A 22,440-nucleotide genomic window follows, 5' to 3' on the forward strand; every position below is an offset into this window, starting at 1 on the left:
GCCTGCGTCACGTCCGTTCATGCTTGCGCAAGTCGCGAGCGTGATCGAGGCGGATCGCCTTGAGATCTAGATCATCAGACGGGATCTGGGGGAGGGCGGCCTCGCTCAGGATGGCCTCGGTCACGTCCTCGACCGAACTCTCCACGACCTCGTGGATGAACGAGATGTTCTGATATTCACCGGAGGTGACGCGGGAGATGACCTCGCGCCTTGTGATCTCGGGATCGACGATCGCCTCGCGGCCGCGCCGGCCATAGTCGATCATCACGACGAAATACTGCATGGAATGGGCCCTACCGCACTCTCCTATCGGGAGCGCGGCAAAGTTATTTCCGAAAAACGGAATTTAGTCAAGCCCAACTTCAGAAAATCAGAAATCGGCGACGGGGCCTATCTGCTCTTCTTGCGAGGACGTGCTGACTTGGCGCGCAGCCGCTCCAGCTGGCCCTTGGGCATCGAGAGGCAGATCTCCCCGACCCAATCGATCTTGACGCCGACGATCGGCTTGGCGTTGAAGCTGGTGAGGTTGACCAGCGAGGGAGATTTCCCCGCTCGATGGTCTTCAAATAGCGCTCGCCGGTTTTAAGCCGGACCGCGGCTTCTTCGCCGTAAAAGCTCGACAGCGGATGGCGCTGGTCCTTGTAGACCACGATCACATCGCCGCTTTCGTATTTGGGCAGCATCGAATCGCCGACGATCTCGAAGGCGACGGTCTCCTCCATGATCGGGAAGGGCAGCGCGACGTCGCCGAGTCCCTCTGGAGGAACCTGCTCGAAATCCGGCTCGATCACGGCGCCGGCTCCGACACGGCCCATGATCGGTGCGAGGTTCAGCTCGAGATATTCCATGATCGGAATGATTTCCGAGGCCTTCACCAGGCGTTCGCCACCGAGGATTTCCGACACCGCGCCCGGGCGCACGCCCATCGCCGCAGCCAGCCCACCCTTGCTCTTGCCTGTTTTTTCCAGGCCCCGCTCGATCATTGCAGCGTCCAACATGATGATTCCCTCGATTGTCCGTGGTCTTGCCTCTTGTAATCCGAAATTCGGAAATGATACAATTATGAATATCAGAATTCGCGCTTGACTTTTTCTTTCGGAATACCGGAATGTGCATCCCGCCTCCGGATCGTGCGATTCCGCGGGGCGCATCACAGGACAGCAGCATGGAACCGGGCCATTGGTCGTCGGAGCACTCCGACGCGCTTCGCGACTATTTTCTCAAAGGAATGTCTTATGCAGAGATCGGGAGGGAGATTAATGCAAGGTTTGGAACGGCTTACTCCCGCAACGCTGTCGTCGGACGGGCCAAGCGGCTCGGGCTCGCGGCGCCGGCCCGGATGACGAGCCCGTCGATCGTACCGTCCTTGCCTGGGGAGCCTCGTCTGCTCCCGGTGTGCCACCCTGCGTCACTGTGCCTGAACCTGCCGCCACAATCGGCGCTGCAGCCGGCCAAACCGGTCAAATTGCGTTGCGTCGGTGTCCGGCCGCGCTTGATCGCACTGGTCGAGCTCGAACCAGGCGACTGCCGCTATCCCTATGGCGGCGACAAGGAAGGTGAGGAGATCGCCTTTTGCGGTCATCCGCGCCAGCCCGGCTCGAGCTATTGCGCGCCGCATGCGGCGCGTGATCCGCGGTGGCGGAGCCAGATCCGGCCGCAGCGCGGGTGCCGTCACGCTGAGATTGGTCTCCGCCGCCTGATCGGCGCGCGGTCCGGCCATTCATTCCATCGTCAGTTTCGCAAGGAGTCTCGCAAGTGGCACGTGTCAGACGCACTATGTCTTACAAGCTGGCCAAGCTTCACGACCGGCGGTCACGCGATCTGCCGTTCAATGCCGCGGTGGTGGAGGTCGAGGTCGACAATCCCCTAGCGCTGGATTCGGACGAGAAGATCGTGGCCGTGCGCTCGATCCGCAACGATCCGCTCGGCCGGCTGCATTCGCATCACCAGATCGACGAGGCGCAATATCGTGGCGGCCGCGCCTATCAGAACGACTGGGAGCGGGCCGAGCGGGGCCCTCAGGCGATGGACCCCACGCGCGAACATGTCGATGGCGCGCGCGCCCGCGAGCCCGTCACCGAGAGCCAGCGTCAGGCGGTGCTGCGGCTCGGCCGTGTCGAGCGCGAACTCGGCACCGACGGGACCGCGCTGGTGCACGACGTGCTGGTTCTGGGGTTGACCATGGATCAGATCGGGGAGCGCCGCGCCGTCCGCACCCAGCGCTGGAGCGACTATTTCGCTCGGCGCTTTCGCGAATGCCTTGACCGGTTGGCGCTGGTCTATGGTTTTGCCACGGAAGCCTCAGCGCGGCGCGTCCAGCCGCGTCGATGACGCGAGCCTGCCGGCGGCCTTGGTCGCCGGCGCGCTCCGCCGTCTCTTACGGATGCGGCATGACCTGGTAGGGCGTGGTGTAGGGCTCGACGCGAAGTGAGGCGCTGGCAAGCAAGCCGATTTTGCTGGTTGGCGCCTGCTGCAATTCACCGCTCGGGCCGCGATGCACGTTGTACTGCCAGACGGCGAGATCGCCCTTCTGCGCCAGTGCATGCGCGACCGCGCTCGCATCACTGCCGCCCAGCGCCTGGAGCTCTTCGGGCGACAACCCGATGATGATTTCGTCCTTGATGGTGACGACCTTGAACAGGTTCATCCTGGTCTCCTGCGCCCATGCGCCCTGTGTCGACAGTGTAAGAAGCGCAACCGCGGCGCCCTTGATGAGATCGCAGCGAGAAAGCATGCCCTGGTCCTTTGCTGACGCGCCCGGATCGGATTGTCCATCGACCATTGCGTCCGTGATCTGCGTGGCCGTTGCGCAACCGCTTGGTCGGGCGATCTTGAACGACGGTTCACGAGAGGAGATTAATTGGCAAATTGATGAACCATGATGCGGAAAGGCGAGTCCAAAGCCGGGAGATCAAGGGGACTCGCCAGATGAAATTCACCAGCACCGTTTGTCTTTTCGCAGCTATCGGCTTGGCCGGCCCGGCGGTGGCCGCCGATCCCTTCTATATCGGAGGCTGGACATTCACGACGGCCGTGGTGGCGCCATGGGCCGATCCGCAGCGCAAGGCTGACGGCGCCGAACGGGCGCGGTTAATGAGCAAGACGATTGTCTTCGGGGCGCGAGAGATATCCGGTCCGCGTCCCTTTGCCTGCGCCAGGCCGCTATACAAGGTGACGGACTATAGTCCCGACATGCTCTTCCAGGGCGCATTCGACGAGATGCAGCGCGCCGACAAGAAAGCCGATCCCAAGGCGATTGCCGCTGCGCTCGGTTTTACCAGTGCCCGGATCAAGACCCTGGAGACCGGTTGCGAGATCGACGTCCATTTCGTGGATGATGCAACCGCCGAGGTCGGACTCAACGATTACGTGTATACGCTGAAAAAGCGATAGTCGGCGGTCGCCAATCTCCGCCACACGGGAAACAAGTGGAAACGCTGTGCCCATTTAATGCTGCTTCTTGACGCAGGTTGGTGACGGCGCCGCATATTCCTGTTATCCGGAATTGCCGTGGCGCGATGTCGGCGACGCATCATTGCGTCTGCGGTTTGGCTTGCCTTGTTGGTTGTTTCTTGGCATAGTTGCAACCTCTCGGGCTGGCCGGTTCGTCGGATGTAGGGCTGAGCGGTAACTTGACGTCCAACCCAAGACGGCGATCCTTGTGATAGGTGCGAGATGAAAAACCTCAATTTCGCGGCCGAATTGCATCTCAAGCTCGGCGCGCCCGCGACCAGCACCGTCGAAAGCCTGCGGCTGCTACGCGCCTTTCTCAAGCTCGCGCCCCGGCAGCGCTTTGAGGTGATCAAGCTCGTCGAAGACCTCGCCACCGACGAAACCCTTCCCGAACATCCGTTGTCTTGAGTCGGACCGCGCGCCGGCATTACACTTTGTCCATCTTTCTGGCCGAGACAGGCCGCCCCCAGGGGCTGTCGCCGCAGCCGGGCCGCTGGAAGGCGGTACGACAAACGTGATAATCAAGAGAAAAGGGAGGAGTACGACCATGATCGAACCGAAACTCGAAGTTCCGGCCGAACTGCGCGACCTGGCCGAGAAGACGATTGACCAGGCAGAGAAGGCTTTCGGCATGTTCTTCGATGCCGCCACCAAATCGATGTCGTCTGTTCCGGGGGCGGGCGCGGACGTGTCCAAGCAGGCGCTCGCTTTCACCGAGCAGAATATGAAGGCCGCATTCGAGCACGCGCGCAAGCTCGTTCACGCAACCGATGTTCAGGAAGCCATGCGGATCCAGTCCGAGTTCCTGCGCAGCCAGTTCACCAATGCCGGGGATCACATGCGCCAGATGACCGGCAACTTCATGCAGTCCGGCAAGGGCAAGTCCTGATTTCGCTCTCCGCCCTCCGTCTGCTTACAAATTGATCTTGCGCAGCGGCGAGATGCGCATTTCAATTCCGGTGCAGGTCCATGATGGGCCACCGGATGAGCTTCATTCGCCGTCCATCATCCTTTCTGCTGATCCCTGTCGGTTCACCCGGCAGGGATTTGCATTTTATCCGTTTGCCGCGATTGGCCGTCGCTCTATGGGCGCAGCGATCCGATGTAGGCTGCGATGTCGCTCGCTTCGGTCCGGCTCAAGGGAAAGTTTGGCATCTTCGGATGCGGGTCGAGCAGGAAGAAGGCGAGCCGCTCCGGGCTGAAATTTGGCCTGCGTGCAACGGATGCGAAGGAGGGGACGTCGACGCTCGCCTGGCTCTGACCGTCCGCCACGACGTGGCAGCTCGCGCACCAGCGCTTGGCGAGATCGGCCCCGTGGTCGGCGTCGGCCGCAGCGGCTGACCCGCTGAAGCCAATAAGCATAGCGAGCAGAGCCAAAATTGGTCTCACGCGTGCACGCATTGGGGTTCCTTCATGCGTCGTTTCAGCCGCAGCACGATCCCGGAAATTGCGACAGATCGATGCGGGCTATGATCGATCGGAATAGCCTGCGGGTGGACCGATACAATTGCCGTATGAATCGCGGCATCCTCGCAGCCGGCAGGCCAAGGCTTTCAGCAGAGTGGGACACGTGGCTCTCCGACTTTGTGCAGCCTTTGTATCGTGGCCGGCTCGGAGCAGCCTTGATCTGCCGCAAAGCGCTCCCGGCTAGTAGTCGGCGGGATTCATGATCATCGGGCTCGTCGTATCGGCCGGCGCGAGCGAGCTGCTGGCGCTCTCACTCAGGAAGCGATCGAGCGTCGCCTGTATCTTCTCCTTGACCGAGTCGGGACCGCGATCGCTCATCTCCGTGTGCTGTGCGCCGGTACGGACGATGTCGATGCCGCGCGCCTTGGCTTCTTCGGGCGTCGGCAGGACGCCGGGGTCCGTCACGAAGTGCGGATCCTTGGAGCGGAACGACAGGATTTTCATTTTGTCGCTGAGCACGAAGGGGACCCTGAGATTGTCGAGCGTGATGACCTTCGACACCAGCTCCGGATGCTGACGGGCGACATACATCGAGACGTCGCCGCCATTGGAATGACCGACCAGCGTCAGGTGATCGAAGTCAGCGTTCTCCTGCCGCCTTTTGAGCTCGCCGAGCACGTAGAGGATGTTGGCCTCGCAACGCATATAGACCTCGCGCCGGCCGACATAGGGCTGGCCGACATGGGTCATCAGGGGCGGATCGGTCGGCAGGTCCTGCTGGATGCTGGCAACGAGATAGCCGCGCGCGGCGAGCACGTTTGCGAGGAAGGAATACTCGGTTGCCTTGACGGTGTTGCCATTGCTGATGATCGCGAGCGGAAGTTTCCAGAGGCCGAGATTGGCCTTGGTCTCGTAATCGCGACGCACTGCGATCTCGACCGAGATCGGCCGCTGGCGCGCGGCGTCGAACAAGGTCAGCATTTCGTGGCGGATCGCGAATTTGCTGACGACCACGTACTCGGCGACGCCAAGGACGCAGACAAAAGCCAGGATCGCAAAGACCTTCTTCATGGTTCCGTCTCAATCACGTTTGACTGAAGATGGTCATTGGGACCTCCCGGATCGAGCGATCGTGAGCACCTTCCGGGATTAAATTTAGGCAAGCCCGTGGGCAGGAGCTCAAAACGCACCAGCATGAGATGGTGCGGCGCAAAAAGACGCGGCTAGAGGCAGTTCGCCTTGCCGCGCTCCGGGCAGAGCCGGAAGGCGCTTGAGAGCGTGAACAGGAAACGTGCGCTGCGCCGCTCGTTGTCCGGCGCCCGGTAGCTCAAGGGGACGGCAACACCGAGATCGGCCTGAACATCGTCCCACAGAAACAACCGCACGCCGGCGCCCGCCGACGTCAACGACAGGCCATCACTCAGGCGGTAGCCGTCGTTCCAGACAGCGCCGGCGTCGCCGAAGGCGTAGAGCTGGTAGCCGCTCCAGTAGCGAAAGTTGAGCTTCTGGTCGAAGCGCAGCTCGAGCGAACCGGCAAGCCCGTTGTCACCGCTGATCTCAGCCGCGCCATAGCCTCGGCCGAAAGCCGCGCCGCCGAGATAGAATTGCTGCGATGTGAACAGCGGCCGCGATGCGGTCTGGCTCGCCGCGGCCAGCTTCAGCGACCAGGCGTCATTCAGCGTCTGGTAGCGCGTGAACCAGAAGTTCAGCACGGAGAAGTTCGACGAAGCGCCGTCGTGCGACAGGAGATCGTCGCCGAAATGCGAGGCGCCAAAGATGTCGAGGCCCTGGCGATAGGTTAGGGTCGCGTAGATGGTGCCGCCGAAATCATCCTTCAGCCGATAGTCGGCGGTCAGGCTCGCAGTCCTGATGTGGTCGTTGTACCAGGGACCGTAGACATCGCGTTCCGACACATTGCTGTAGGTCGTGGCGGCCGTCAGAACCAGGGACGAGAATTGCGACTGAACCGGCGCGATGCTGGCACGCAGCTCGACTGCATCTGTCGTGGTGACATCATTGACGAGACGTCGCGCATCGCCCGGCCGAACCTCGCTATGCAGAAGCGATGCACCGAGGCGTACGCCGTCGACGCCGACTGGGGCATCATAGGACAGGCGTCCGAAGCGAAGTTGGCGCGGATCGTTCGGGGTGGTCGACAGGTTCACCGCCAGCGTATCGCCCGGCGTGAGATAGGAGTTGAACGCTCCTGTCGCATAGCTCTGCCAGGGGCCGACGGTCGAGGATCCGAGATTATCCAGACCGAACGAGGTGAAGATGTGCCAGGTCTTCACAAAGACGGTGAGCCGGAAACGACCGGTCGCCTGGCCGATCTCCTCGAGCGCGGTATCGGTGATCCGGACTCCCGGCCATCCGTTGACCAGATACAGCTGGCGTTCGAGCGTGGCCAGTCGCGACGGATGCTCGGCGAGCACCGGGCCGAGCATCGGCCGAATTCCGAACTGCTCAGCGCCGTCGCCCTTGAGCTCGGTCTCGACGATGGAGCCTTCGATGACCTGGATCTGTACGGTTCCGTTCTGGATGTCCTGTGGCGGAACGATCGCCCGGCTGAGATGAAAGCCGGCGGAGCGATAGAGGTCACTGATCGCGCCCGCGATCGCCACGAGGTCCGCTTGCGAGACATGCTTTGCGAGATAGGGCTGATAGGTTGCGGCGATACGATCCAGGGCAACGGCATCCGCGCCACGGACGCTTACGTTGCGCAGGACAAATTGCGGACGGGTATCGGCGCCGTTATCGGAACGACCCACGGCCGGCAGTTTGACAGACGCGCCTCGGCGGGAATTTTGGTCGGTCTGGTTGTCAAAATACTTCTCGGTCTGCCGCGAATCGAAGCCCGGCTGACTCGCCTGCTGCGCGAGGGATTGCGGAATTCCCGCAATCGTCGGCAACAGCAGGCCGATCACGGCAGCGGAATACCTCCGGAAGCGCTTCCACGCATGCCGCTCTCCGTCATACGACGGAGTTCCGCCAGAAGAATTGTAAGAGAACGTTAGCCGCATGATTTTTCATAGTTTTTTATGGTCAATGAACGGTTAACGCGGCCGGTCATCCTGCCGGGAGTCCAGCTAATTCTATCTTGAGACATTTCCGATAACCCTCAGAACCGGGCTACTAGCGGACTGAGGACCATCATGTTGAGCAGAGCTGGACTGCGGCGCGCCCTGTGGGCCGCGCTGGCACTGGGAAGTACTTCTCATGCCTTCGCCGCGGACGGCGATGCCTGGTCGGTCAGCAAGGCATCGGGAGATGTCTGGATCGCAACTGACGGGGCGCAGCAAGCCTCACTCAAGCAGGAAGAGACACTGAAGTCCGGCGATACCATTCGCACCGGACGCAACGGCCGCGTACTCCTGGTCCGCGGCGAGGAAACCATCCTGATCTCGCCCAACTCCGTCGTCGGTGTGCCGGCGGAAAAGAAGGACGGGCTCTCGACCACCATCGTGCAGCAGGCGGGCCAGATCTTCCTCGAAGTCGAGAAGCGTAACGTGAAGCACTTCGAAGTCGAGACGCCCTATCTTGCGGCCGTGGTCAAGGGAACGAAGTTCAGCGTCACCGTCGATGGGGGGAGCACCAAGGTCGGCGTGCTTCGCGGCCAGGTGGAAGTCTCCGATTTCAAGACGGGCCAGATTGCCCAGGTGATGCCGGGCCAGACGGCGACCGCCTTCGAGCACGGCAAGGCTGGTCTCAGCCTGAGCGGGGCCGGTACGTTCAACGCCATCGAGCAAGGTCAACCGCGTGCCTCGACTATCGAGCAGAATCCCGGTGCCGAAGTCGGGCCTGTCGGTCCCGCGCAATGCTGCGAACGGCCACACATTTCATGCGCTCGGCCAGGTCGAGAAGAACATGAAAGGTCCGAAGGCGGCGGGGGCGGACTCGAGGTCCCACCAGGCGGCCGGCGGGTCTCATCCCAAGGCCGGTGTGATCCGGATCTCGGGCTCGCTCGGCGAAGTGAAGTTGAACTTCCACAAGGTGACGCACGGGCTCGCGCACGGAGCCCCAGCGCCGGCTTCCGCGAGAAACGCGTCGAACTCCAACACCCAGACGGTCTGGAGCGACGGCAAGTCAAACACGACGGTATCCAATAGCGCCGTCCAGACGGCGGTCACGACCAGCACCGGCACGGCCGCGAGCGGCACGGTCTCGTCGGGTGCGAGCACGACGATAGCCGCAACGACCGCAGGTTCGTCCAACGACAGCTCCAGCGGGAGCTCCGGTGCCAACGGAAATTCAGACAATGGGAAAAACGGCAGCGGCGACGACAGCAAGAGCAAGGGCAACGACAAGGGCAATAGCAATAACGCCGCCACCGGTAACGGCAAAGGCAATAACGGGAACGGCAACGGGAATGGCGGCGGCAACGGCAGCAACGGTCACGCCAACGGCAAACACTGAGGCGATTTCCTAGAGGACGGGGGCACATTTGCAGAAACGGGTGTGCAGGAGGATCGGGTGAAACGCTTTCGACCGCATATTCTGGTCGCGACTGCGCTGGCGATCGTGCTGTCCACGGGATGGCATGGTCCAGTTCGAAACGCGCTCACCGATCTCCGGTTTGCCTGGGAATCCCGTGAGGCCAGTGGCGACGTCGTGGTGGTCGCCATTGACGCCCCTTCGATCGACCAGATCGGTGTCTGGCCGTGGCCCCGCCTCCTGCATGCCGAACTGCTGCGAAAGCTCGAAAGCGCCGGTGCGCAGGACGTCGCCTTCGACGTCGATTTCAGCACGCCCTCGGACATCGCCACCGACGAGGCCCTGGCCAAGGCGCTGCGGGATGTCGGCGGCGCGACGATTCTGCCGTCCTTCAAGCAACCGGCCTCCAATGGTGGCGCCGCTCACATCAATCGCCCGCTGAAGCCATTTAGCAACCAGTCCTGGCCGGCCGTCGTCAACGTCGCGATCGAACCCGATGGCCTTGTTCGTCGTTACCCATTCGGCGAGCAGATCGGCGAGACCTTTTTGCCCTCGATGGCCGTTGTGCTGGCGGGACAGAATGGAATCCGAACCTCGCCTTTCCTGATCGATTTCAGCATTCGCCCAGGTTCTATCCCGCAGGTGTCTTACGTCGACGTGTTGCGAGGCGACGCTGCCACTCTGGCGAGGCTGAGGGACAAGAAGATCCTTGTCGGGGCCACCGCGCTCGAACTCGGCGATCGCTTCAGCGTGCCGAATGGCCGCATCGTATCGGGTCCGGTGCTACAGGCACTCGCTGCGGAATCAATCCTCCAGCACCGGACGCTGCGCCGGACGTCCGACGCCGGCACGATACTCGCCCTGGGTGTCCTCTGTCTTCTGATGATCTTCTCCTGGCGCCGCTTCGCCCCCGGCTTCCGCGTCGCGATGCTGATCGCGGCGGGTGCCGCGATCGAACTGGTCGCGGTCCTGGTGCAGGCGAGATGGCCGCTCGTCATCGACACATCGCTATTCCACGTCGTCATCGCTGCCTACCTGATGGCAATTGCACTCGACGAGATCGACTTCCGCAGCCTCCTGGGGCGCATCGCCGAGAGTCGCTTTCACCGGATCGCGATGTCGCTCGGCGACGGGCTGGTCTGCACCGACGAGGATCACCGCATCACCGTGTGGAATCCAGGGGCCAGTGCGATCTTCGGCTATATGCCGGCCGAGATGATCGGGCGCCCGTTCGAAAGCCTGTGCGCCGTGCCTTCCAATGGTGGCGGAAAGCCGTTTTCGATGGGCGACGCCGCGCGCCAGGGGCTGCTGATTCCGGGCGGCGCGGTCGTTGTCGAGTTCGAGGGTCGGCGCAAGACGGGCGAGACTTTTCCTGTCGAGGCAAGCTTTTCTGGCTGGCAGGGCGCGGACGGGTTTCAGTACGGTGCCATCCTGCGTGACATTTCCGTACGCAAGCGCGAGGCGGAGCGCATCAGATATCTCGCCGAATATGATGTGCTCACGGGTCTTTCCAATCGCAACACGCTGCATGCGAGGCTTGTCAGCTTGATCGCAGCGGCGGAGCAACGGTCTTCCGAGCTCGCGCTGCTCGTGCTCGGGCTCGACGAGTTCCAACAGATCAACAACATGCTTGGACACGCGGCCGGCGACCTCCTGTTGAAGGCCGTCGCTGCGCGCCTCCAGGCCGAGGCAGCTGGCAAAGCCGTCGTCGCCCGGCTCAGCGGCGACGAATTCGCCATCGTGCTTGACTGTGACGTAACCGACGAACCAATCGCGGAGTTTGCGGACCGGGTCGCGCGCGCCTTCGAAGCGCCGCTTGTGACCGGCACGCGACAGCACCGCGTCAGGATGAGCATCGGCGTCGCCGTCTATCCGGAAGCCGGACAGGGCGCGGATGATCTCCTGAGCAACGGCCATCTCGCGCTGAGCCGCGCGAAGGGCACGCGGCGCGGCGGCCACGTGATCTTCGAGAGTGCCATCAGGCACGAGCTGGAGAGCCGGTTGACACTGGAGAGCGAGCTCGCGCTCGCCGCCGACCGCAGCGAGTTCGAGTTGTTCTACCAGCCCCAAGTCCGCCTGGTCGACGGCGGCCTGGTTGGAGCCGAGGCGCTGATCCGCTGGCGGCACCCGGCGCGCGGCTATGTGTCGCCCGGAGAGTTCATGCCTGTGGTCAACAGCTCGGCGCTCTCCGAGCGCATCGCGAGCTGGGTCATGGAGACCGCCTGCCGGCAGGCGCGTGCGTGGGAATTGTCCGGAAATAGCGTGCGCGTCGCCATCAACCTGTCGCCATCGCAGCTCCACTCCGGCGATCTCGCCCATTCGGTTGGCTTGCTGCTCGCGGCGACCGGACTGACACCGTCGCTGCTCGAAATCGAAGTCACCGAGGATATCCTGCTGCACGACGAAGCTCGCGTGCTCGACATCTTCAAGCGAATCCAGGAGCTCGGCGTCCGCATCCTGTTCGACGACTTCGGCACGGGTTATGCCAGCTTAAGCTATCTGAAGAAGTTTCCCCTCGACGGTCTCAAGATCGATCGGTCTTTCGTGCTCGACCTGCTCGCGGAACCGGATGACGCCGCGATCGTCAGCTCGACGATTGGCCTCAGCAAGCAGCTTGGCCTTACTGTCGTGGCCGAAGGCATCGAGAACCGGGCCACCGCCGACTTCCTGGTCAGCATGGGATGCGAGGAAGGGCAGGGCTATTTCTTCGGCCGCCCAATGCCAGCTGATGCGTTTGAAAAGCAATTCCTCGGCGTTGACTGTGCAGCCGCCAGCGCGGCTTGAGAGGCTCGTTTCGGCTCTAGCGCCTGCGCGCCACTGCGATGCCGAACAGGAATGCGACGAACAGGCTCGCCAAAGGCGCTTCGCGGGTGATCGCCGCCACAGTCGCGAGTGGTTTACCGGGCTTTCGCGCTTCGTCGATGACGGAGGTCAAGCGATCGACAGCGGTATGCAAGCCGCCCGCAACTTCGCCGATGGTGCGGGAGACGTCGGTCGCGGCGTCGATGGCGCGCTCGGCCACGCCGGGTTGGTCAACAGACTGCGGAATTTCCGTGGTCAAGTTCGTGAACTCCGCTCCTGACAGGTGACTGAGGCCGGCGCCTTTGGCTATCCGCGCGCGCGCTCGTTTTGAACAGCGGGTCTCGAAAGACCTTTGGCTATCCGCGACAGGCGCCGTGGTGAAACGGCGGGCACCGGCCTTGCAGTAAAAATGCGGCGCCCGGGATTTGGTTCCAGGGTGCAGGCCCGCATGACGTGCTTTCGCTGCTCCCCCGTGAACGACGGATGCAGAATCTCTGTTAGGCTGCCGCAGGGTCTACCTTAGGGAGCAGGAGATTGCCGTGACCGTTCAGACCATGGCGGACCGAGCCCGGCGCATCGCCTTGCTCGGTGCGCCGATTGATATGGGGGCCTCGCAGCGCGGGACCCTGATGGGACCTGCGGCGTTGCGCACTGCCGGCCTGGCGACATTGCTCGAAAGCCTAAGTTTCGAAGTCGTGGATTATGGCGATCTGTCGGTCGCCGAGTTCGGCGATCTCGCCGACAGGCCGCCGGAGAAGGCCAATCACTACCGGGAAATCCAGAGATGGACGCGCCTGCTCAGCCGTCGCGCCTATGAGATTGCGAACACGGGCGCGATCCCGATCTTTCTCGGCGGCGATCACACCTTGTCGATGGGCTCGGTGAATGCGATGGCGCGCCATTGGCAGCAGCGCGGGCGCGAGCTGTTCGTGCTCTGGCTGGATGCGCATGCCGACTACAACACGCCGGAGACGACGATCACCGCGAACATGCATGGCATGTCGGCGGCATTCCTGTGCGGCGAGGCGGGCCTCGAGGGGCTGCTGGGCGATGATCCGCGCGTCTCGATCGATCCCGACCGGCTCGACCTGTTCGGCATACGTTCGATCGACAAGCTTGAGAAGGAGTTGATGCGCGCGCGCCGGATCCGGGTTGCCGACATGCGCCAGATTGACGAGTTCGGCGTCGCCGTGCTGATCCGCCGCGTGATCGAGCGCGTCAAGGCGAGCGACGGCGTGCTGCATGTCAGCTTCGACGTCGATTTCCTCGACCCCTGCGTCGCGCCTGGCGTCGGCACCACGGTGCCGGGCGGAGCCACCTACCGCGAGGCGCACCTGATCATGGAGCTGCTGCACGATTGCGGGCTGGTCGGATCGGTCGACATCGTCGAGCTCAATCCGTTTCTCGACGAGCGCGGCCGCACGGCGCGAACCGCGGTCGAGCTGATCGGCAGCCTGTTTGGCCAGCAGATCGCCGACCGGCCGACGCCCAGCAACGCGATCGCTCCGGGCGAGTGAGTAGCGAGCCTTTTGTGCGCCGCAAAGAAGGGAACTGCTGCCGCGACCGGTGGATTTAGATCAGTCCTGATCTAAATCGCCTGCTTTTGAAATGCGAGCGAATTGCAAACGCGCTTCGCGGAAGGTTTCATGCGGGCCGAGCTTCAGCCGAGGTCCGTCATGAGCAGCACAATCGACCCCGACGAAAAATCCTCCCGGATCACTCGCCGCCGTTTCCTGCAAAGCGGCACCGTCGCGGCTGGAGGAGCCGTCCTTGGCGCCGGCACCGCCGCTGCTGAAACGAATAACCTTCCGCCCAACATTCCGGAGTGGATGAAGACGCCGGGCGAGCCGATGGGAAGCCAGCCCTATGGTACGCCGTCGCCGTTCGAGAAGGGCGTCGTCAAGAATATCTCGAAGACCCTCAAGCAGTACATTTCTGCCTCCGGCCGGACACCGTTGCAGGAGCTCGACGGCATCATCACGCCGAACGGATTGTTTTACGAGCGGCATCACGGCGGTGTCCCAACCATCGACCCGGCGCAGCATCGGCTGATGCTGCACGGCCTGGTCGACCGTCCCCTGATCTTTACGATGGACGATCTGCAGCGCTTCCCGTCGGAATCGCGCATCCACTTTCTCGAATGCTCCGGCAATCCCGGTTACAGCAAGCCCTACGGCAAGACGGCATCGGACCTCGTGGGTCTGGTCAGTTGTGCCGAGTGGACCGGCGTCAGCCTGAAGCTGGTGCTTCAGGAAGCCGGGCTGAAGCCAGAGGCCAAGTGGGTGGTGGCCGAAGGAGCCGACGCAGCCGCACTGACCCGCAGCATCCCGATCGAAAAATGTCTGGACGACGCAATGCTGGTCTACAGCCAGAACGGCGAACGGCTACGGCCGCAGCAGGGCTATCCGCTGCGGCTGCTGCTGCCGGGCTTCGAAGGCAACATGAATGTGAAATGGCTGCGGCGTCTGCACGTGGCCGCAGAGCCCGTCTATTCGCGCGAGGAGACCTCGAAATACACCGACCTGCTGCCGGACGGCACGGCGCGTGAGTTTTCCTTTTATATGGAAGCGAAGTCGATCATCACGCGTCCCTCGGGTGGTCAACGTCTGAGCGGGCCGGGCTTTCACGAGATCACCGGCATTGCCTGGAGCGGCCATGGCAAGATCTCGCGTGTCGAAGTCTCTGTCGACGACGGCAAGACCTGGCAACAGGCGGCCCTGCAGGAGCCGGTGCTGACACGCGCGTTGACGCGCTTCCGCTTGCCGTGGCGGTGGGACGGCAAGCCCGCGGTGATCCAGAGCCGTGCGATCGATGAGACCGGCTATGTGCAGCCGACGCTTGCCGAACTGCTCGCGGTGCGCGGCGAGAACTACTTCTACCACAACAACGCGATCTGGCCCTGGCGTGTCGCTTCTGATGGCGAGGTGACCAATGCGCTGGCGTGAGATTTGCGGCATTGCCTTCGCGGTCCTGCTGTGCGCCTCGGCGAATGATGCGCGAGCGCAAGGCCCCTATGGCATCGGAAGGCCGGCGACGGTGGCCGAGATTGCGGGCTGGAACATCGATGTAGGCCGCGATGGCGGCAATCTGCCGGAGGGGCGGGGCTCGGTCAGCCGGGGGCGCGAGGTGTTCGCTCAGCAATGCGCGTCTTGCCATGGCGACAAGGGTGAGGGCGGCCTTGGTGATCGTCTCGCCGGCGGGCAGGGCACGATCGCCACGCCCAAGCCGATCCGCACGGTCGGCAGCTACTGGCCGTACGCGACGACGCTGTTCGATTACATTCGCCGCGCCATGCCGCAAAATGCGCCGCAGTCGCTGAGCAACGAGGAGGTGTATGCGGTGTCGGCCTATGTCCTGAACTTGAACGGATTGGTCGCAGCCGATGCGACGCTGGATGCGAAATCTCTTGCCGCGATCAAAATGCCGAACCGCGACGGGTTCGTCGGTGATGCCCGGCCCGACGTGAAATAGTGAGGGGCGTCGAGTTCCAGCGCATCAAGCGGGAACCTACTTACATCAGGGTGGAACTCACGGGGGCGGAATCGAGTTAACCCTCGGGAGGAATGAAAAGTGGCTTCTTCGATGACGGGACGTTTCTCAGAGTCCATCGCAACAGCACTGCGGCACCCCGGCGTGATCGCGCTGGTCGTCGCGGCGGTTACGATTGCCGCGATGCTGATCGTCGACCACGGCCCATGGAGCCGGGCCAAGACCCAGCCGGCTCATGTCGCGATGTATGCGACCACCGGCGAGGCCGCGCGCGCCGCCGGCGCCAAGGTGCTTCCGACCGACCCGAAATCGCCGCTCGAGCCGGAACGGCCCGGGCCCAAAACGTCGCCTGCCATCAATCCCGTGACGCCCTAGTTCGCGTCAGCTGTTGCGGCTCAGCTCGTTTCGGCGTCAGCCTTGCGGCCGTAGTTGAGGAGTCCGCCGCTTGCCTTCGGCGGATGGGCGCGGAGAGCTTCTTCGTTGGGCTCGGTGCCCCAGCCGGGGCGGGCCGGAATCATCAGATGGCCGTTCTGGATGTCAGGCTCATGCGTGAACAGCTCCCGGTCCCACGCCAGGCGATCAATGTCGATCTCCATGATCCGCAGGTTCGGCACGGCGGCGCAGAAATGCGCGTTCATCATCGTGCAAAGATGGCCGTAAAAATTGTGAGGTGCGACGTTGACCTCGAAGGCTTCCGCCGCTGAAGCGATCTTCATCGACTGCCACACCCCGTTCCAGGGCGTGTCGATGATCGCGACATCCATCGCCTGTTCGCGGAAATAAGGGAGGAATTCGCGCAACCCCAGCAGCGTCTCGCAGGACGAGATCGGGTGGGGGCTTTGCCTGCGGATGTAGCCGAGCGCTTCCGGATTGAAGCTGTCGATCTCGATCCAGAACATGTCGAGATCGGCGATGCTGCGCAGGATTTTGAGGTAGCCTTCGGTCTTGGCGTTGAAGTTGCAGTCGAGCAAGATGTCGACATCAGGACCTGCGCCGTCGCGGATCGCTTCCAGGTGCATGCGCAGGTCACGCAGGATCTTGCGGTCGACATTGATCTCGGGCGCGAAGGGCGAGCCGAAGCCGGGCCGCCAGCCGGTCGGCTTGCCGTCGTCATAGGAGAAGATGTTGGTCTTGAGCGCGGTGAACTTCTTCTCGCGCACCTCGCGTCCGATCGCCTTGACGCCGTCGAGGTCTTCGATCGCTGGCTTGTACCAGGATGGATGATTGATCCGCCAGGTGGCGCAGTGTGACCAGTAGACTCTGACGCGGTCGCGGATCCTGCCGCCGAAGAGCTCGTAGCAGGGCACGCCGAGACACTTCGCCTTGGCGTCGAGCAGGGCGTTCTCGATCGCGCCGAGCGCCTGCGCCACCACGCCGCCGGCGGCGGGCCGCGTTGCGGCGAACAGCTCGGCATGGATGCGCTCGTGCTGGAAAACGTTCTGGCCGACCACGCGGGCCGAGAGGCGCTGGATCGCCGCGCCGACGCCGGGCGAACCAAAGCCCTCGTCGAACTCGCTCCAGCCGACAATGCCGTCGTCCGTCGTCACCTTGACGAAGTGGTAGTTTCTCCAGCCGGCGTCGCAGGCGAGGATTTCGAGACTTGCTGCTTTTGATGAGCTGGTCATGTCGCTCCCTGTGGCCTGGACCGGGCGTTGTTGCTCTTATGGTCCCCAGGTCGCATTGTTAAGCTCGCGACAGGCCGGCGTGAAGTCCGCAGAGCGCGCGGCGGGCGTGCATTTCCGGGCGCCGTTCCAGATCAGCCGATCACGAACGAGCCGAGCAAGGCGAGGACGGCGAGCGCCATCAGCGCGGTGCCGAGCCAGCCCAGCACGACAAGCCATGACCGGGCCTTGAAGCGGCCCATGATGGTTTTGTTCGAGACGATCAGCATCATCATTGCCATGATGGGGACGGCGACGACGCCGTTGAGCACGGCGCTCCACACCAGCATATGGATCGCACTGATGCCGGTGAAGCCGAGGCCGAAGCCGATGATGGTCGCGGCCGCGATGATGGTGTAGAAGCCGACCGCCTTCTCCGGCCTTGCCTCCAGCGTGGCGCGCCAGCCGAAGATCTCGGCAACCGCATAGGCAGCCGAGCCCGCCAGCACCGGGATCGCCAGCAGGCCCGTGCCGATGATGCCGAGCGCGAACAGCGCGAAGGTGAAGTCGCCGGCCAGCGGTCGCAGCGCTTCGGCGGCTTCCGTCGCCGAGTTGATGTTGGTGACGCCGTTGGCGTTCAGCACCGAAGCCGTGGTCAGGATGATGAAGAAGGCGATGCCGTTCGAGAGCAGCATGCCGAGCGTCGTGTCCGCCCTGATGCGCGCGAGCTCGGGATCTCCGCCGCGCTTGGTCTCCTCGCGCAGCGGCCGCTCGCGTTCGCCCTGGTTCATCTCCTCGACCTCCTGGGACGCCTGCCAGAAGAACAGATAGGGGCTGATGGTGGTGCCGAGCACGGCGACCACCATCATGAAATAATCGGCGTTGACGGTCGCCTTTGGCCACACTGCGGCGACCAGCGCGGTGCTCCATGGGATCTTCACGGTGAAGGCGGTCGCGACATAGGCGAACAGCGTCAGCGTCAGGAATTTCAGCACCGGCGAATAGCGGCGGTAGGGCAGGAAGACCTGGAGGATGGTCGAGCCGGCCGCGAAGATCAGCGCATGCTCGTGGTTGAGCCCGCCGATCACCAGCGAGAGCGACTCCGCCATCGCGGCGATGTCGGCGGCGATGTTGAAGGTGTTGGCGGTAACGAGCAGCGCCACGAGCCCCATCACCCCCCAGCGCGGCGCGACCCGCATGACGTTGGCGGCGAGCCCCTTGCCGGTGACCCGGCCGATTTGCGCGCTCACCAGCTGGATCGCGATCATGAACGGCGTGGTGAGGAAGACCGTCCACAGCAGCCCGTAGCCGAATTGCGCGCCGGCCTGCGAATAAGTGGCGATGCCCGACGGATCGTCGTCGGCAGCGCCGGTGATCAGGCCTGGCCCCAGCCTTTGCAGCAGCGCCGGCGCCAACTTCGTCGCTGCGACGACGCTGTCGTGCTTCGAGGCGGCGCTTTTTGTTCGGTTCGACAGGGCGACCTTCCGGAATTGCGAATCCAGGGCTAATCGCGATCATAGCCGGAAAGTTCCCGGGGCGGCCAGCGGCGCTCGCGCAGCGACCCGGCGCTTTCCCGTTGGTTTGACTCGTCGGGCAAAACACCTGCAGAGCCGGAGCATCCGAAAGATCGCCATCCGGAATTCAGCTGTTCAGGCACGCCGGCTGGTCGGCCGTTAGCGTCTGCGCGCTACTTCATGCTGACGAACATGCCCCAGGCGGCGGCGAGCGCAGCGCCGGTAAAGACCACCACCGGGTTGTCGCAGAAGGCGCTGCCATAGCTGCAGACGTCCGCGCCGAACTGGCCGAGTTCGTGATGGCTGGCGGAGTAGAACAATCCTGAAAGCCCGAGCAACACGGCGGCGACGTAATACATGGTCCGTCTCTCCTCGGCTGTCTCTGGTATCCTGGCCTCGCCGACCATCGGCATTCCGCGGTGGTGCTTCAGCTTGGCGCAGAGAGATTTCATTCCGCCAAATCCCATTCGCTGAATTTTAGATAAAGTTTGATATGTCGGGTCAAGCACCGGCAATATGGCAGCATCGGGCTGTGCTGGTGCGACGCTGGGCGCGCCTCTCAGGTTGAATTTGAAGTTCGTGAAAATCTCCGGTCGCTTGCGAGCGGCATGGCAAGGCGCACAATTCGGGTGATTTGCAAAAGGGAGGTGCAGCATGCTCGCCGTCCTCATTTTCAAAGTCACCATTGTTGGATTAGGCGTCTTTTTCGACAGTCCTCGCCTACAGGCTCATGAGCGCATAAAGCAAGAGACCGCTCGCCAGCGGCCTCTCATGTTTCACGTCACGCAAGCGAAGCTGATGTCACAGGCTCTCGCTTCCGTGCGCTCACATTGAAGCGTGTCCGCCGACGGGTCCCTCATCTGCATCTGCGCTGTCAAGAATTGAAAGGGCCGCCTTGCGGCGGCCCCTTGCCGGTAAAATCGTTCTACGGAATGGAAATATCAGCCCCGGCAGGATCAGCTTACGGCCTGCCGCCGTCCCGGAAATACCGCACAACTACCGTATGGAAGGCTGACCTGATTCTGGCGCTAGGTTCCGTAGCGACTTTCGAGCATCAGCTGCCCGGGGGGCTATAGGACGTGCGCAGCTTGGCCGCGTTCTGCCGCACCTGCTTGATCTCGTCCTGCGTGAAGAGCCGCGTCAATTTCACGTTCTGAAGCGCGCCCGCCGTGACGGTCAAGCCGGAGATGGCCGGAGCTGCAGCCGGATCAGGCACGTCGAAAATCACCAGAACGCCAGGGCCGTCGGCCGCGACGCTGTACATCGAGATCAGCTTTCCGCCGGCCGCCTCGATGAGTTTTCTCGCCGCTTCCTCGCGGCTGGTCGTCGGCTTTTCGAGTATGGCGTTGAGAGCACGTGGTGTGTATTGCCCGGTGAGACAAAAATGCATGGCAATCCTCCTTCTGAGGTTCATTCACGTTCCCGCCGTTCCGAGTTGCTCGTCACGACGGCCGTATCTGAAAAAGATGGAGTACAATGCCCGCCGTGGGCACAAACGCCGCCACTAACTGACGAGACTTCGGCACACCTCGTTGGCGGCTCGGCCGGGAAGATACATCAGACGGCGAGCGCGCAAAAGACGATTCCGGATTAGGATGGTCCACGCGATGGCAGCGAAGTACCGCGATGGAGCGATCCGCGGCGAGATTTTCTCTGCCAAGTTGCGAAGGCCTCCTCGCCTCTCGACCCAGCGGACCACGCGAGGATCAAAGCGCTAGGCAATCGCCGCCGGCGTCGCGCGGGGAGATTTCATTCCGCCGAATCCAATTCACGTTTTTGAACAAAGCTTGCTCCGTCGGGCAAAACACCGGCACAATGGCATCCTGGAAATTCGCGCGTCACCAGTCGGTCCCCCCGCCGGGTTCAGAACCGGCAACCTCCAGGAGGAAGCCGCCTCCCGCTGATGCCTCCGCCGTACGGCGCTCATGCCGCGATTGAACCCGCATCCCGTCCGGGCACACCAAAACCAGGCAGCGCTATTGCGTCGGCTGCCGTGACCCGACCGACGAGCAGGCACGGCGTGGTCATCGAGCCAGGACCTGGACTTGCATGAGCATGAATCCTTTTATCGATTTCGGGTATCGGCTCCTTGCGTTCGCGGTGTCGGTCTATTGCGCGCGCAAGCTGTGGTACGGCTACGTCGACCGAAAGATATTGTTCGTCAACACGGATTGGCTCGCCTGGTCGCGGCAGGTGTTTTACAGGGACACGATGCCGATCCGTTACTGGATGCAAATGTGCGGCACGGGCTTTTGCTCGGTGCTCTGCCTCGTGGGTGTGTTCATGAGCTGGCAGCAGCTGAACCCCAATGGGAACTTCGCTGTTTGTTGCGGGCCCGCCGTTGATTTTTCGAACGCGGTCATTAACATTTGTGTATGAATGCTGATGACCACAGCGCCGACAGGATGAAGCACGGGGAACTCGCGGACCTTGCCCGGACGCTGGAACAAACGCGTGCGCTCGTTGAGGCAAGCCGAAAGCTGATCGCGCGCAGCCGAGATTACCTGCAGGAACACCGCTGGGATCGGACCGCGGGAAGACCAAGTCCGATCCCGCATTCGACTTAGGAACGATAGCGGGCGCGCAATGCTTTTTCGGGCATGGCGCGTTACCTCTTCAAATTTCTAGACCCGGAGTCCCCCCCCCCCGGACATTCAGGGCGAGGACTTTCCGGACGACGAAGCGGCCTGGCGTGAGGCCACGGTCTATGCCGGACAGCTTTTGAAGGACGGCGGCGGACGGCTTCGTCCCGGCCAGCAATGGGCGCTGGAAGTCGCCGACGAAGCCGGCAGGGCCATCTTCAGCATTCAGATCAGTACGGGCGCCAAGCGTTGAGGGCGTCTCAGTCCGCCTGGTCGCGGCTGGTTTCGGACCGAATTCGCTGATGTCGCGCCGCGGCAGCTGGCATGATCGCCGTCACACTCATGACCGGTGAACGGGCTAGCTCCAGCGCATGGAGGTAGTCGCGGTTGAACTCGGCCACGTCTTCCAGTGTGGTGCGGTTGCGCAGCTGCACGACGTGGTTCTGCCACTCGATCAGGCCTTGCCGTCTCAGCTCCTGAAGCGTCCGGTTGACGTGGACGACTGACAGCCCGCACGCATCAGCGACGTTCTGCTGCGTCAGTGGCAGATGAAAGCTGCCGCCATTTTCCAGGGCGCCGACGAGTTCCAACCGAGCGGCAATCTCGCAAAACAGATGCGCAATTCGGCCCAGCGCCTCGCGCGATCCGAGGTTTTCGACCCATTCCCGATAGAGCGCGGCATGGATCAGCGTCTCGCGCCAAAACGCCTGCGTGATCGCGGGCGAGTCGTTCATGAGCCCCTTGAGATAGGTGTGGGGCACACAAGCGACTGCCGAGTTGCCGACGCTGCAAAGCTCGTGGTCCATGACGGGCAGATGCAGCGTGTGCAAGTCGGGCATGTCGCCCGCGATGTAGAACGAAGAGATCTGGTTGCGGTCCGAGACCACCCTCTGGCGCGCCAGAAACCCGCTCATCACGACCGTCGAATGCGTCGGCCTGTCGCCCTGGCGCACGACAAGCTCGCCATTGCCCAGCGTCCTGAGCTTGTACGGCATGCGTGCGAGACTGGCTTGATCTTGTTCGGAGAGGGCGGCCACCGCCTGCAGGCGCGCGATCAGTTTGCGATGTGGCATGAGCGGCTCCCTCACCTTGATAGGCGGGAGCACCATGGTCTCTCAGCCACCGACGCCTATGGACGTTAGCCTGGCCGGTGATACCTGA

21 protein-coding genes and 3 pseudogenes are annotated in these 22,440 nt (G+C 62.8%); 12 read left to right on the forward strand and 12 right to left on the reverse strand.

Annotated elements, in window-relative coordinates:
- Positions 1-7: 7 nt before the first annotated feature.
- Both AB8Z38_RS36620 and AB8Z38_RS36625 read right to left on the reverse strand, forming a co-directional pair.
- Positions 8-283: a hypothetical protein gene (locus tag AB8Z38_RS36620; RefSeq protein WP_369722384.1), complete on the reverse strand. Its 276-nt coding sequence runs from the start codon at positions 281-283 to the stop codon at positions 8-10.
- A gap of 107 nt (positions 284-390) precedes the next feature.
- Positions 391-998: pseudogene (locus AB8Z38_RS36625) on the reverse strand (helix-turn-helix transcriptional regulator).
- Positions 999-1,165: 167 nt separating this feature from the next.
- On the opposite strand from AB8Z38_RS36625, the pseudogene AB8Z38_RS36630 reads away from it, so the two are divergent.
- Positions 1,166-1,700: pseudogene (locus AB8Z38_RS36630) on the forward strand (GcrA family cell cycle regulator).
- 55 nt (positions 1,701-1,755) lie between these two features.
- Positions 1,756-2,331 carry a hypothetical protein gene (locus AB8Z38_RS36635; protein WP_369722386.1) on the forward strand — a complete coding sequence of 192 codons (576 nt, stop codon included), beginning with the start codon at positions 1,756-1,758 and terminating at the stop codon, positions 2,329-2,331.
- A gap of 46 nt (positions 2,332-2,377) precedes the next feature.
- Here AB8Z38_RS36635 and AB8Z38_RS36640 read toward each other — a convergent pair whose 3' ends face one another.
- Positions 2,378-2,734, reverse strand: coding sequence for a hypothetical protein (locus AB8Z38_RS36640; protein ID WP_369722387.1), 357 nt, complete (start codon positions 2,732-2,734; stop codon positions 2,378-2,380).
- A 194-nt stretch (positions 2,735-2,928) separates the two neighbouring features.
- Here AB8Z38_RS36640 and AB8Z38_RS36645 point away from each other — a divergent pair, with 194 nt between their 5' ends.
- The 3 genes from AB8Z38_RS36645 (at position 2,929) to AB8Z38_RS36655 (ending at position 4,342) form a co-directional block, all read left to right on the forward strand.
- Entirely contained in the window at positions 2,929-3,393 is a 465-nt protein-coding gene (locus AB8Z38_RS36645) for a hypothetical protein (RefSeq protein ID WP_369722389.1), read from the forward strand.
- Between the two features lie 282 nt (positions 3,394-3,675).
- Positions 3,676-3,861, forward strand: coding sequence for a hypothetical protein (locus AB8Z38_RS36650; RefSeq protein WP_369722390.1), 186 nt, complete (start codon positions 3,676-3,678; stop codon positions 3,859-3,861).
- A gap of 139 nt (positions 3,862-4,000) precedes the next feature.
- Positions 4,001-4,342 (forward strand): phasin, encoded by a 342-nt coding sequence (locus AB8Z38_RS36655; protein WP_369722392.1) that lies wholly within the window; start codon positions 4,001-4,003, stop codon positions 4,340-4,342.
- A gap of 194 nt (positions 4,343-4,536) precedes the next feature.
- Here the strand turns inward: AB8Z38_RS36655 and AB8Z38_RS36660 are convergent, their stop codons facing one another.
- From AB8Z38_RS36660 to AB8Z38_RS36670, 3 genes are all read right to left on the reverse strand, one after another.
- Entirely contained in the window at positions 4,537-4,854 is a 318-nt protein-coding gene (locus tag AB8Z38_RS36660; protein ID WP_369722393.1) for a cytochrome c, read from the reverse strand.
- A 246-nt stretch (positions 4,855-5,100) separates the two neighbouring features.
- Positions 5,101-5,931: an alpha/beta fold hydrolase gene (locus AB8Z38_RS36665; protein WP_369722394.1), complete on the reverse strand. Its 831-nt coding sequence runs from the start codon at positions 5,929-5,931 to the stop codon at positions 5,101-5,103.
- A gap of 152 nt (positions 5,932-6,083) precedes the next feature.
- A complete protein-coding gene (locus AB8Z38_RS36670) occupies positions 6,084-7,880 on the reverse strand; it encodes a ShlB/FhaC/HecB family hemolysin secretion/activation protein (RefSeq protein ID WP_369722395.1) in 1,797 nt (598 codons plus the stop codon).
- Positions 7,881-8,012: 132 nt separating this feature from the next.
- Here AB8Z38_RS36670 and AB8Z38_RS36675 point away from each other — a divergent pair.
- A pseudogene (locus AB8Z38_RS36675) lies at positions 8,013-9,273 on the forward strand (FecR domain-containing protein).
- A gap of 57 nt (positions 9,274-9,330) precedes the next feature.
- On the forward strand, positions 9,331-12,075 hold the full coding sequence (locus AB8Z38_RS36680; RefSeq protein WP_369722396.1) for an EAL domain-containing protein: 2,745 nt from the start codon (positions 9,331-9,333) through the stop codon (positions 12,073-12,075).
- 16 nt (positions 12,076-12,091) lie between these two features.
- On the opposite strand, the gene AB8Z38_RS36685 is transcribed toward AB8Z38_RS36680, so the two are convergent.
- Positions 12,092-12,352, reverse strand: a complete 261-nt coding sequence (locus AB8Z38_RS36685) for a hypothetical protein (protein WP_369722397.1) — start codon at positions 12,350-12,352, stop codon at positions 12,092-12,094.
- Between the two features lie 295 nt (positions 12,353-12,647).
- Here AB8Z38_RS36685 and rocF point away from each other — a divergent pair, with 295 nt between their 5' ends.
- The 4 genes from rocF to AB8Z38_RS36705 all read left to right on the forward strand — a co-directional run bounded on the left by rocF (position 12,648) and on the right by AB8Z38_RS36705 (position 15,957).
- On the forward strand, positions 12,648-13,610 hold the full coding sequence (gene rocF, locus AB8Z38_RS36690; RefSeq protein ID WP_369726702.1) for an arginase: 963 nt from the start codon (positions 12,648-12,650) through the stop codon (positions 13,608-13,610).
- 159 nt (positions 13,611-13,769) lie between these two features.
- Positions 13,770-15,038, forward strand: coding sequence for a sulfite dehydrogenase (gene soxC, locus AB8Z38_RS36695; RefSeq protein WP_369722398.1), 1,269 nt, complete (start codon positions 13,770-13,772; stop codon positions 15,036-15,038).
- A complete protein-coding gene (locus AB8Z38_RS36700) occupies positions 15,025-15,564 on the forward strand; it encodes a c-type cytochrome (RefSeq protein WP_369722400.1) in 540 nt (179 codons plus the stop codon). The genes soxC and AB8Z38_RS36700 overlap by 14 nt, the downstream gene beginning before the upstream one ends.
- Before the next feature lie 99 nt (positions 15,565-15,663).
- Positions 15,664-15,957, forward strand: coding sequence for a hypothetical protein (locus AB8Z38_RS36705; protein ID WP_369722401.1), 294 nt, complete (start codon positions 15,664-15,666; stop codon positions 15,955-15,957).
- 20 nt (positions 15,958-15,977) lie between these two features.
- On the opposite strand, the gene AB8Z38_RS36710 is transcribed toward AB8Z38_RS36705, so the two are convergent.
- The 4 genes from AB8Z38_RS36710 to AB8Z38_RS36725 form a co-directional block, all read right to left on the reverse strand.
- Positions 15,978-17,207, reverse strand: a complete 1,230-nt coding sequence (locus tag AB8Z38_RS36710) for a mandelate racemase/muconate lactonizing enzyme family protein (RefSeq protein ID WP_369722402.1) — start codon at positions 17,205-17,207, stop codon at positions 15,978-15,980.
- Between the two features lie 131 nt (positions 17,208-17,338).
- A complete protein-coding gene (locus AB8Z38_RS36715) occupies positions 17,339-18,598 on the reverse strand; it encodes an NRAMP family divalent metal transporter (RefSeq protein ID WP_369722403.1) in 1,260 nt (419 codons plus the stop codon).
- A gap of 272 nt (positions 18,599-18,870) precedes the next feature.
- Positions 18,871-19,056, reverse strand: a complete 186-nt coding sequence (locus AB8Z38_RS36720) for a hypothetical protein (RefSeq protein ID WP_369726703.1) — start codon at positions 19,054-19,056, stop codon at positions 18,871-18,873.
- A 695-nt stretch (positions 19,057-19,751) separates the two neighbouring features.
- Positions 19,752-20,087 carry a GYD domain-containing protein gene (locus tag AB8Z38_RS36725; protein WP_369722404.1) on the reverse strand — a complete coding sequence of 112 codons (336 nt, stop codon included), beginning with the start codon at positions 20,085-20,087 and terminating at the stop codon, positions 19,752-19,754.
- Between the two features lie 665 nt (positions 20,088-20,752).
- On the opposite strand from AB8Z38_RS36725, the gene AB8Z38_RS36730 reads away from it, so the two are divergent.
- Positions 20,753-21,076, forward strand: coding sequence for a hypothetical protein (locus AB8Z38_RS36730; protein WP_369722405.1), 324 nt, complete (start codon positions 20,753-20,755; stop codon positions 21,074-21,076).
- 463 nt (positions 21,077-21,539) lie between these two features.
- On the opposite strand, the gene AB8Z38_RS36735 is transcribed toward AB8Z38_RS36730, so the two are convergent.
- Positions 21,540-22,388 (reverse strand): Crp/Fnr family transcriptional regulator, encoded by an 849-nt coding sequence (locus AB8Z38_RS36735; RefSeq protein ID WP_369722406.1) that lies wholly within the window; start codon positions 22,386-22,388, stop codon positions 21,540-21,542.
- Between the last annotated feature and the right edge of the window lie 52 nt (positions 22,389-22,440).

The organism is Bradyrhizobium sp. LLZ17, assembly GCF_041200145.1.
Taxonomy (GTDB): domain Bacteria; phylum Pseudomonadota; class Alphaproteobacteria; order Rhizobiales; family Xanthobacteraceae; genus Bradyrhizobium.